The sequence below is a fragment of the Chroococcidiopsis sp. CCALA 051 genome, from assembly GCF_003015105.1.
GTDB lineage: Bacteria > Cyanobacteriota > Cyanobacteriia > Cyanobacteriales > Chroococcidiopsidaceae > Chroococcidiopsis > Chroococcidiopsis thermalis.
Map to the genome: position 1 here is coordinate 1 of NZ_PYCI01000186.1, position 11165 is coordinate 11165.

7 protein-coding genes, 1 tRNA gene and 3 pseudogenes are annotated in these 11165 nt (G+C 39.9%); 7 read left to right on the forward strand and 4 right to left on the reverse strand.

The features are described 5' to 3' along the window. Positions 1 to 198: pseudogene (locus C7Y66_RS28165) on the reverse strand (allophycocyanin); the annotation flags it as partial. Between the two features lie 593 nt (positions 199 to 791). On the opposite strand from C7Y66_RS28165, the gene C7Y66_RS28170 reads away from it, so the two are divergent. The 7 genes and pseudogenes from C7Y66_RS28170 to C7Y66_RS28200 all read left to right on the forward strand — a co-directional run bounded on the left by C7Y66_RS28170 (position 792) and on the right by C7Y66_RS28200 (position 8587). Then, positions 792 to 3806 (forward strand): type ISP restriction/modification enzyme, encoded by a 3015-nt coding sequence (locus tag C7Y66_RS28170; RefSeq protein WP_106548101.1) that lies wholly within the window; start codon positions 792 to 794, stop codon positions 3804 to 3806. Positions 3807 to 3913: 107 nt separating this feature from the next. Further along, the gene (locus C7Y66_RS28175; protein WP_015156295.1) at positions 3914 to 4138 is read left to right on the forward strand and encodes a type II toxin-antitoxin system HicB family antitoxin; all 225 of its coding nucleotides are present in this window, start codon (positions 3914 to 3916) and stop codon (positions 4136 to 4138) included. Then, positions 4131 to 4358 (forward strand): annotated as a pseudogene (locus tag C7Y66_RS33580) (type II toxin-antitoxin system HicA family toxin). Before C7Y66_RS28175 ends, C7Y66_RS33580 begins: the two are co-directional and overlap by 8 nt. Before the next feature lie 35 nt (positions 4359 to 4393). Next, positions 4394 to 4467, forward strand: a tRNA-Asp gene (locus C7Y66_RS28185). Positions 4468 to 4538: 71 nt separating this feature from the next. Then, positions 4539 to 5978: a glutamate--tRNA ligase gene (gltX, locus tag C7Y66_RS28190; protein WP_106548102.1), complete on the forward strand. Its 1440-nt coding sequence runs from the start codon at positions 4539 to 4541 to the stop codon at positions 5976 to 5978. Between the two features lie 171 nt (positions 5979 to 6149). Further along, a complete protein-coding gene (locus C7Y66_RS28195; protein ID WP_106548103.1) occupies positions 6150 to 7124 on the forward strand; it encodes an aldo/keto reductase in 975 nt (324 codons plus the stop codon). A 323-nt stretch (positions 7125 to 7447) separates the two neighbouring features. Continuing rightward, a complete protein-coding gene (locus tag C7Y66_RS28200; protein WP_106548104.1) occupies positions 7448 to 8587 on the forward strand; it encodes a glycosyltransferase family 4 protein in 1140 nt (379 codons plus the stop codon). 261 nt (positions 8588 to 8848) lie between these two features. Here C7Y66_RS28200 and C7Y66_RS28205 read toward each other — a convergent pair whose 3' ends face one another. The 3 genes and pseudogenes from C7Y66_RS28205 to C7Y66_RS33585 form a co-directional block, all read right to left on the reverse strand. After that, positions 8849 to 9343 carry a hypothetical protein gene (locus tag C7Y66_RS28205; protein ID WP_015156299.1) on the reverse strand — a complete coding sequence of 165 codons (495 nt, stop codon included), beginning with the start codon at positions 9341 to 9343 and terminating at the stop codon, positions 8849 to 8851. 107 nt (positions 9344 to 9450) lie between these two features. Then, positions 9451 to 10755 carry a GTPase family protein gene (locus C7Y66_RS28210; RefSeq protein WP_106548105.1) on the reverse strand — a complete coding sequence of 435 codons (1305 nt, stop codon included), beginning with the start codon at positions 10753 to 10755 and terminating at the stop codon, positions 9451 to 9453. A 97-nt stretch (positions 10756 to 10852) separates the two neighbouring features. After that, positions 10853 to 11165: pseudogene (locus tag C7Y66_RS33585) on the reverse strand (hypothetical protein); the annotation flags it as partial.

An 11165-nucleotide genomic window follows, 5' to 3' on the forward strand; every position in this document is an offset into this window, starting at 1 on the left:
AGATGTGTATAAGAGACAGTTCCAAAATCTTTGGCTACCCTCTTGGACAATTTTTTGCTCGTTTTTCGATAGGATTTGTGCTACTTTAAGTCGCGTCTCTCCAGTTTTAAAAAAATCTTGTAGTTTATCTAATTCCGTGCGGCTAAGAAAGCGATCTGCTTCATCAGACTGAGCTATAACTTGGGCAACAAGGCTCATTATTTTATCCTCCGGTAAGATAGGACGAAACTAGTTTCCTCTAAAACAATTGTTGACTTTATTGTTGCAAAAGTCATTAGCATTTTTCACAACTTAATAAACAATTTTATAACTTAACAAATAGGATATTTCTTGCTTGAATATAGATGAATTTCTATAGTAAAAATTCTAGGCTTGGGTTTCAATATTGATTGACTTAACTCTCATATAACAATAGAGTTTGGGTTATGAAACCCTGACAAGTTCTATTGCTCAGTCATTAGTAAAAATGAGCGATCGCAATCCTACGATCTTATATCGATACAGTACGAGTTGTAGAGAGCGATCGCCAGAATATTACAGCAACATAGTGCATCAACCTATAGGGTGTATAGCTATGCATCCTGAATTTTTGCGTAGTTAAAATTACTGAGTTGAAGTCAATTCAAACTTTTGTCTAATGCCATCAAATTTTCAAGCGCATTATTACTGAGATATTGAACTATCACATCAATATTTATTGTCTACCTCTATAACAAAAATCGGCAAACCTTCTGAAGCTTACCTCATCTTCATCAGGCTAGCTTGGACATGAAAAATTCATAAATTGAATTATGTCTAGGCTACTAATTAGTCAATATCATGCTGAAGTAGATAAAGTAATTCAATACGGTGGTTCGCGCAAAGAAACTTCTATTCGGGTGGCTTTTCAAAACTTACTGAACGAATATTGCAAACCGAGAGAATTTTACCTAATTCCCGAATTAGACTACAAAACTAGAAATGGCAAACTTGTCTATCCTGACGGTACAGTAAAAGACGCTTTGCGTTTAGACTGGGGTTATTGGGAAAGTAAAGATCAATTTGATAATCTAGACGAAGAAATCGATAAAAAGCTGAAGAAAGGCTATCCTGACAGCAACATTCTATTTGAAGATTCCCAGACAGCACTTTTAATTCAGAGTAGCAATGAAATTTTGCGCGTTCCTATGCGCGATGGGGATGCGTTAGATAAAGTTATTTCCACCTTTATTAATTACGTTCGTCCCGAAGTCAAAGATTTTCGGACTGCAATTGGAGCTTTTAAACAAGATTTACCAAAAATTCTAGATGCGCTACGAGATACAATTGAGCGGCAAAATGAAAGTAATGCAGCATTTAGAGAGTGTAGAAACAACTTTTGGGAGATTTGCAAAAAATCAATCAATCCTGAAGTCACGTTGTTGGATGTGCGGGAAATGATGATTCAGCATATTTTGACCGAAGATATTTTTATTAATATATTTAATGAATCGCAGTTTCATAGAGAAAATAATATTGCACGGGAATTACAGCGAGTTATCGATACCTTCTTTACAGGTGGTACGAAGAAAAACTTGCTCGGTACAATTGAGCGTTATTATGGAGTGATTAGAAGAACTGCGGCGAATATTTACAACCATCATGAGAAGCAGAAGTTTTTAAAAGCCGTTTACGAGAATTTTTACAAAGCATATAATCCGAAGGCGGCTGACAGGTTAGGAATTGTCTACACGCCGAATGAAATCGTTCGGTTCATGATTGAAAGTGTAGATTATTTAACCCATAAACATTTTGGTAAGATTTTAGCTGATAAAGATGTGGAAATTTTAGATCCGGCTACAGGTACGGGAACTTTTATTACTGAGTTAATTGAGTATTTACCTAAAAATAAGCTTGAGTATAAATATAAGAATGAAATTCACTGCCATGAGTTGGCGATTCTGCCGTATTACATTGCAAATTTGAATATTGAGTTTACCTATAAACAAAAAATGGGTGAATATCAGGAGTTCGATAATATCTGTTTTGTCGATACGCTTGAACATACCAGTTTTCATGAGAAGCAACTAGATATGTTTGCGCTATCTGTGGAAAATACTGCGAGGATTAAGCGCCAGAATGACAAAACCATTTCCGTAATTATTGGTAATCCTCCATATAATGCTAAACAAGGGAATTTTAATGAGAATAATGCTAATCGCACGTACACAGCGATAGACAAAAGAATTAAAGATACATATATTAGAGAGAGCAAAGCTCAGAACAGAATCGTTGTATATGATATGTATACTCGATTTTTACGTTGGGCATCGGATCGTTTAGGTAAGAATGGCGTTGTATCATTTATTACAAATTCGTCTTTTATCAATGGTAGAACTTTTGATGGATTTAGAAAAATAGTTGCTGATGAGTTTAGCGAAATTTATCTCATTGATTTAGGTGGAGATGTAAGAAAGAATCCCAAACTCTCAGGTACTACACATAATGTTTTTGGAATTCAAACAGGTGTTGCTATATGCTTTATGGTGAAAAAAAATTTAGAGACGCGCTTTAGCGCGTCTCTAAATTCCTGTAAAATCTTTTATAGTCGCTGTTCAGAATTTGATACAGCCGAAGCTAAGTTACATTTTTTATCTACGAATAAATTTATTCAACTTGATTTTGAACATATTACACCAGACAAAAAACATAACTGGATTAACCAGGTTGATAATGATTTTGATAATTTAATACCTTTAGTTGATAAAGATGTAAAAACTGGAAAAGCTCAACAAGCAGTGTTTCAAGTCTTTTCAAGAGGAATTGTAACTCAGCGTGATGAATGGGTATATGACTTTTCATCTCAAACGCTAACTGAAAAGATGAGCTATTTTATAGAGGTATACAAAAATAAACTTGCTGGCTTCAACGAAGATAGATTAGATATTAAGTGGGATAGAGAACTTACGAAATATTTAGAGCGACGTATAAGTAAGAGCTTTGATACTCAAAGTATAAAGCAAAGCATATATAGACCGTTTGTTAAAATGAGTCTTTACTTTGATAAGCATTTTAATGGAATGACTTATCAATGGCTCGCTCTTTTTAATAAAAATGATCCCGATAATAAATATATAGCTATTTCAGCAATCGGAAATACCAAATCATTTCACTGTTTAGCTAGCAATACAATAATTGATTTACATCTAACAGGTGATTCTCAATGTATTCCTCTCTACCGCTACGACAAAGAAGGAAACCGCATTGACAACATTACCAACTGGGGATTAGAACAATTCCAAAACCATTACAACGACTCTGCAATTACCAAACTCGATATTTTTCACTATACCTACGCTGTATTACACAATCCCGAATATCGAAAAAAATACGAACTCAACCTAAAACGAGAATTTCCGCGCTTACCCTTCTATGAAGACTTTCATAAATGGGTGAACTGGGGTAAACAGTTGATGGATTTACATATCAATTATGAAACCGTCGAATCTTATCCTCTAAAACAAATTGATATACCCTGCGGAGATAATACACGTACACCTAAACCAAAATTGAAAGTAGACAAAACTAAAGGAAGCATCATTTTAGACGAAAACACAACTTTAGAAGGCGTACCTAAAATTGCTTGGGAATATCTTTTAGGCAACCGTTCCGCCATAGAATGGATATTAGATCAATATAAAGAAAAGAAACCTAAAGATCCAACAATCGCCGAAAAATTCAATACCTATCGCTTTGCAGATTATAAAGCCCAAGTCATCGATTTACTGTCAAGAGTCTGTACGGTAAGCGTAGAGACAATGAAGATTGTTCAGCAGATGAATAGTTAATGTAAACATAGTACAATTACAAAATATAGGCGAATAGAATTCGCGGAAATACACAGGCAAAGTTCGCCTTTGCGGACTGAAGACAAATTTAATTAAGAAATGTAGTTATGCATTACAAAGTTAGTATCGTAATTGAAAAAGATGAGCATGGCTACTATGCTTATTCTCCTGGTTTAGAGGGTTGCCAAACTCAAGGTGATTCATTGGAAGAAGTAAAAGCAAATATTCAAGAAGCAGTTGAACTCTACCTAGAAACACTCTCAGACGAGGAAAAACGGGATGTTTTCAATAAAGAGATATCGACAATGACATTAGAGGTACAAGTTGCCTAGGTTACCGCGATTGACTGCCTAAGAAGCAGAAAAATTATTGTTTGATGCTGGATTCATCTTGCTTAGGACAAGAGGAAGTCACAGAATTTATTTTAAAGAAGATACCAGGGTTGTAATTCCTTTCCATGCTGGCAGGGTATTACATCCTAAGATCGTGAAACAAGTACTTGAAGCGATCGCTCCCTCTGAAAAAAATTCACTACAGTGCTTGACAAGCTAGAATAGACATGGCATGATGATAAATCGTCCGACTAAGGGACTGTAGTTCAATTGGTTAGAGCACCGCCCTGTCACGGCGGAAGTTGCGGGTTCGAGCCCCGTCAGTCCCGTTAAAATGTATTGATGTAGAGACGTTCAATGTAACGCCTCTACATTGGTTTAACCTAAATCACCTGGATCTATGATTCGCGTTCGTATTGCTCCCAGTCCTACTGGTAACTTACACATCGGTACAGCAAGAACCGCAGTATTTAATTGGCTGTTTGCCCGCCATCATGGGGGACAGTTTATTTTACGGGTTGAGGACACGGATACGGAGCGATCGCGCCCTGAATATACTCAAAATATTCTCGACGGTTTAAACTGGCTCGGTATGCACTGGGATGAAGGTCCCATATTTCAATCAGATCGCCTAGATATCTACAAGCAACGAGTACAAGACTTACTCGATAAAGGCTTAGCATATCGCTGTTATACCACCGAAGCAGAATTGGAAGAAATGCGGGCAGCGCAAAAAGCCAGAAACGAAGCACCCCGCTACGATAACCGCCACCGAAATTTAACTCCAGAACAAGAAGCAGCTTTTACGGCTGAAGGTCGTCGTCCTGTGATTCGATTTAAGATTGACGACGATCGCGAAATTGTCTGGAACGATTTGGTACGGGGAGAGATGCGCTGGCGGGGTAGCGACTTGGGCGGCGATATGGTTATTGCACGTCGCTCGGAGGATGGTAACATCGGTCAGCCCTTATATAACTTTGCCGTTGTCGTGGATGACATGGATATGAACATTACCCATGTGATTCGTGGTGAAGACCACATCGCCAATACAGCCAAGCAAATTCTGCTCTATGAAGCTTTCGGCGCAGCCATACCAGAATTTGCCCATACGCCCTTAATTTTGAATATGACAGGGCAGAAACTTTCTAAGCGAGATGGGGTGACATCCATTTCTGACTTTAAGAAAATGGGTTTTGTCGCAGAAGCGATCGTCAATTACATGACATTATTAGGATGGTCGCCACCCGATTCTACCCAAGAAATCTTTACTCTAGAGGAAGCGGCAAAGCTCTTTAGTTTCGAGCGAGTGAATAAAGCTGGGGCAAAATTTGACTGGGCAAAACTAGATTGGATTAACAGTCAATACCTGCACAGTATGCCCGTAGATAAGTTAACCGATCTGCTAATACCCTATTGGCAAGAGGCAGGATACGAATTCGATCCGGTAAGCGATCGCGCTTGGTTGGAAAAAATTACAGCCTTAGTTGGTGCGAGTTTGACGCGGCTACCGGATGCTGTGGATATGTGTCGGTTATTCTTTGTCAAATCTGTAGAATTCAGCGCCGAAGCAACCGAACAACTCAAGCAAGCGGGGGCTGATAATGTGGTTCAAGGAATTATCACTGCTCTGGATGGCAGGGCTGAATTAAGCGCAGACAGCACCCAGGAGATTATTAAACAGGTGATGAAGGAGCAAAACGTTAAAAAAGGCTTGGTGATGCGATCGCTCCGTGCTGCCCTCACTGGTGACTTACACGGTCCGGATCTCGTTGAATCGTGGCTGATTTTGCACCAGAAAGATTTGGATAAACAACGATTGCAAGAGGCGATCGCGAAGTAAGAAGATCCCCCCTAGCCCCCCTTAAAAAGGGGGGAACAAACATTTCAAAGCCTCCCTTGAAAAAGGAAGAACAAGCATTTCAAAGTCCTCCTTTTTATGAAGAGAATCAGCATTTCAAAGTCCCCCTTTTTAAGGGGGATTTAGGGGGATCTAAAACGAGGGTAGAAAAGTATGCAAACTCGTCAACTTTACCTTCCAGAAATGGGCTGCGGTACGTGGGCATGGGGTAATCGCTTGCTCTGGGGCTACGATGAAAGCATGGACGACCAGTTACAAGCAGTATTCGATCTCTGTGTCAGCAACGGCGTGACTTTATTCGATACAGGTGATTCTTATGGTACTGGGCGCTTAAACGGACGCAGCGAGGGGTTGTTGGGGCGATTTGCGAGAGAATATCAGGGGACTGGGAAAGAAAATATTTGTATTGCCACTAAACTAGCTGCTTATCCCTGGAGATTGACCCGTCAATCGATGGTTAAGGCTGGTAAAGCTTCTGCTGAACGTTTGGGTAGAAATGTCGATTTGGTGCAAATGCATTGGTCTACAGCTAATTATGCCCCTTGGCAGGAGTGGGCGCTGTTGGATGGTCTTGCAGATTTGTACGAACAAGGTTTAGTCAAGGGAGTTGGTTTATCAAATTATGGTTCCCAACGGCTGAAACAAGTCTATAAAAAGTTGCGCGATCGCGGTGTTCCGATCGCTACGCTACAAGTTCAGTATTCGTTGCTATCTACCTATCCCGTTACCGAATTAGGTATTAAAGATGTATGCGATGAATTGGGAATCAAATTAATTGCCTATAGTCCTTTAGCGTTGGGAATCTTAACCGGAAAATATGCCCAAGGTGCTTTACCCAAAGGAATTCGCAGTTTATTATTTCGGCAGCTACTACCAGGAATTCGCCCGTTGTTAGGATGCTTGCAAGAGATAGCAAGTTCGAGAAATAAAACGATGTCTCAAGTGGCAATTAATTGGTGTATATGTAAAGGCACTATTCCCATTCCTGGGGCGAAAACTGTGGCGCAGGCAAAGGAGAATTTGGGTGCTTTGAGTTGGCGATTAGATGCTAGTGAAGTTGACGCACTAGATCGCGCTGCGGCAAGTACGGATAAGAAAATGGTACAAAATATTTTTCAGACTCGATAAAATTTGATAAATCAAAAGTTTCTTTCTTCTTATTCTCATAGTTAAGTCAAGAAAAGAGAAAAAGTCAGATAGTTTGGTTTTCGATGAGAGGGTGCATTGCTAAAAACTTTTCAAGAGCAAGCAGTCTTTCTAAGAATTTTATGTAAATAGCTGAACTTTCCTGTATAGACAGCCAGTAATTTCATCACTCATAATTATTGTCACTGATTCGATCGTTCGATTGCTTTTATTTTATTTTCAGTCATATTCTGATAAATTTGAATTTCATCAAAAAGACAATTCTGGCAATCTTTTTTTGCGCTCGCTGCGTCTAAACCGCAATTATGAAAATATCTTATGTCACGACTTACGATGCTAAAGATGTTCGGAACTGGTCGGGATTAGGTTATTATATTGCCCAATCTCTAAAAGATCGACTAATATCAATCGATTATATTGGTTCTTTAAGAGAAAAGTACAAGCTGTTATTTAAAGCAAAAAAGCTTGTATATAAAAGTTTATTTCACAAAATGTATTTGCGCGATCGAGAACCTCTTATTCTTAAAAATTACGCACACCAAATTAAAAAACAACTATCTACCGACGCAAGTATAGTATTTAGCCCTGGAACCATTCCTATTGCTTATCTGGAATGCCATCAGCCAATCGTTTTTTGGACAGACGCTACCTTTGCAGGGATGATAAACTTTTACCCAGAGTTTAGTAACTTATGCAAAGAAACTATTGACAATGGCAACACTATGGAAAGGCTAGCTTTAGAAAGATGTAAATTAGCTATTTATACATCTGAATGGGCAGCTAAAACAGCTATTGAAAATTATGGTGTCGAGCCGGAAAAAGTTAAAATTGTTCCCTTTGGAGCTAATATTCAACACAGCGATCGAATAAATGATATCCAGACAATTTTAGATTTAAGAAGCAGAAACAAATGCAAATTACTATTTTTAGGTATCGATTGGTTTAGGAAAGGTGGAGATATTGCTCTGGAGGTAACTAAGCAGTTAAATCAAGCAGGGATCGGAACCGAGTTAACGATAGCTGGATGTCACCCACCCTTACAGGAATACCTTCCTAGCTATGTTAAAGTTCTAGGTTTTGTGAGTAAGTCTACGCAAGACGGACAACAATTAATTAATAGATTACTAGCTGAATCTCATTTCTTAATATTACCTTCAAGAGCAGAATGCTACGGAGTTGTTTTTTGTGAAGCTAACTCGTTTGCTGTTCCTTGTATTTCTACAGATGTAGGTGGAATTTCAACAGTTGTGAAAGATGGCTTAAACGGTAAGTTATTTTCAACAAATACGAATGTCGCTGATTATTGCTCGTATATTTCTGATATTTTCTCTAATTATTCTCAGTATCGAGCTTTAGCTCTTTCTGCATTTAATGAATATCAGTCTCGCCTTAATTGGTCAGTAGCGGGGAAAACAGTAAATAAATTATTAAGCGAGATAAGTTAGCTCAAGTTTAGTTTCTCTAATTACCTGCTCGCTCCTAAATCCGGGTGTGTTGCAATTTATCGTCGTGCATGGTGCAAAATTTGAGCAATTTAAAGAATTCCCAGAGGCATCTGAGCAGCAATTACAAGCCATCCATAATTTATTATCGTATTTACAATTAAATTCCCACTCTTATATATCTTAGAAATAAAATTTAATAGGAGTTTTGCAACAATGTAAAACCTGCTCAAACTCCAATTGATAGAGAATAAATTAGTTGACTTATCTCCGACTCGTTTCCGATTGGATTCCTTCTACCAGCTTCACCATCATAGTCGTCAAGCTATCGTATTTCGGTTGCTCTGCAACTGAAGATTTATGGCGACAAAAGATAGGCGCAACTCTTTGCTTGACTTGAGAGCCAACGGTAAAACAAATATCTCCATCTTCGTATTCAAATAGAGGAAAAGCACCGTTCCCCCACTCTTTCGCCAGGGATACAGCTCTCCCTAAAGAGATAAATTTGTCGATTTTAGCGTATTCGCTGCGATCGCTTCGATTTGGATATGGTAAGTTGCCTAAAAAGCCACCATCACTCCATTGATATAATTCGTAAACTTCTGTGGGTAAGTCAAAGGGTAAATCTTTCAGCTTTTGCTTAATTTCTGCGTAACTCAGACCGTCTTCCAATATTGGATAAGCAACACGACCATCGGGAGATTTCGGTGGCACGTAATTTGCGATAAATTCTAGGGCTTCATTTAAAGTAGATACCATCCTCTTCTGCCTCAAAGACTACTGCATTGCATAATACTATCTATGCTGCACCGAACCGGTACATCAAACATCCGCTCTACTGAAGAATTAGCAATATTTTTGGTTTCTTAACGTTTAATTCCTTTAAATCGTTCTTGTGCTGATTGAAACGCCGATCGCATCACGGCTTGAATTTGCTGCGGATCGGGCTTTTTGCCTCCCATCAAGTCACCAAAGTAGACACAAGCCCCCTCTCCTAGCGCCCATGTATATGCAGCAGCCCAGGAAGCAGCAATGACGCTACCAAACCCAGGAATGAATTTAATCAATTCTCGCCCGATTGCCTGTGCCAAGAAACCCCCTGCGATCGCGCTGACTACGCCCCCTGCTTGCGACGGGGTTAATGTCTGTCCGTATAATTTCCCTAAGAGGCTGACCATTGATACCTGTACGGCTGTGAGTACGGGCATGGTAGCAAAGGGTAAAGGTACGGCTGCTAGAGTAGCGGCGGCGATCGCAAAGGCAAGCATGTAGCGCCGTCCCACGTCCCGATAGAGGTTGCCAATTTGCTGACCTGCTTTTTCATCCAATAACTGATAGATTGCCCTAGCTTCGGCTTCTGGGAGCAAATCAGCTAACGTATCTCTCAAGGCTTCTAAACCATAAAACACTGGGTTATAGTCATCTTCTTCTAAGGTAAAGTCGATAAGAACCGCGCGATCGTATAAGCCGCTAAAGTTCTGTTGAATCGCACTAAAGGCGCGAGTCACGACATCAAATTGAGGTGGATAGTCTGGGTGATCGGCTGTCCCTATAGGATAAACTTCATGCAAGCAACTGACAGCTAGCAAGCAGGGTATATCTGGATATTTCTGGCGCAACGTTTGCGCAATTTGTTTTAAGCTATCGGTAGCAAAATCGTTAATTTTTACCGTGAGAATCAGGACTCTAGCACCCTGACTAGCTTGTTGCAGATCTCCAATCAGTTCTTGGGCGATCGCTTGCGTCTCTCGATTTACATCTCCCAATCCCACTGTATCGGTAAAAATGAGTAGCGGCAGATCGTTAGTCGGATAGGCATAGCGTTGGGTATGTTGCGTATGAGGGCGAAATCCTTGTCCGACGATTTCGGCTGAAACTCCGGTTAAGCCGCGCACGAGCGAACTTTTTCCCGCCTGGGGTTTGCCAATGAGTAAAGCTTCTGTCGTGGGTAGTTCGGCGCGTACCGTCGCTAAAATCTCCGCTACTCGTTCATCGCTGACGCTGAACCAGTTGACTATCGTTTGTGCTGCTCGATCTACAGGCAGAAGTTGCATTATCTTTGCTGTTGTTTGGTTCCAGACAGCATGAATCCCGTCACTCTGAGACTCTTTAACTGTCTCATGTGTGATTCGGTCGGACGAGGGCAATTCGCGATCGCGTTGCTCGGTCATTGACATCAAAACAGGCAATAGGTTCCAATAACATCCTATCGAGCCATGAGGTGCAATCGCTACTCGGTCGTTTAAGCTTTGCTATGCTTTTTTACTATCAGCCCGTTACCTCAACAACTTTCCCTATGGCGATTGTGTCTATTGCATGACGAACATTTGATACTAAAGGTACGAGATCGGACAAGCGATTACTCGCAGCAACCATTACGACAATCGAAACTCCAGACTGTGGCAAATTTTGCTGATATCGCAAATTCCGATCTGTAGTCACCAAAATAGTGAACCCTGCTTGATTCATAAGTTGAAGTAGTTCACCATTTTTTTTACCTGCCTAACCCATCTCTACAACTGTAAAAATTTCATAATCGGTCAGTTCGCGTTTGAGAGGTTTCGGTACGCATTCATCAAGC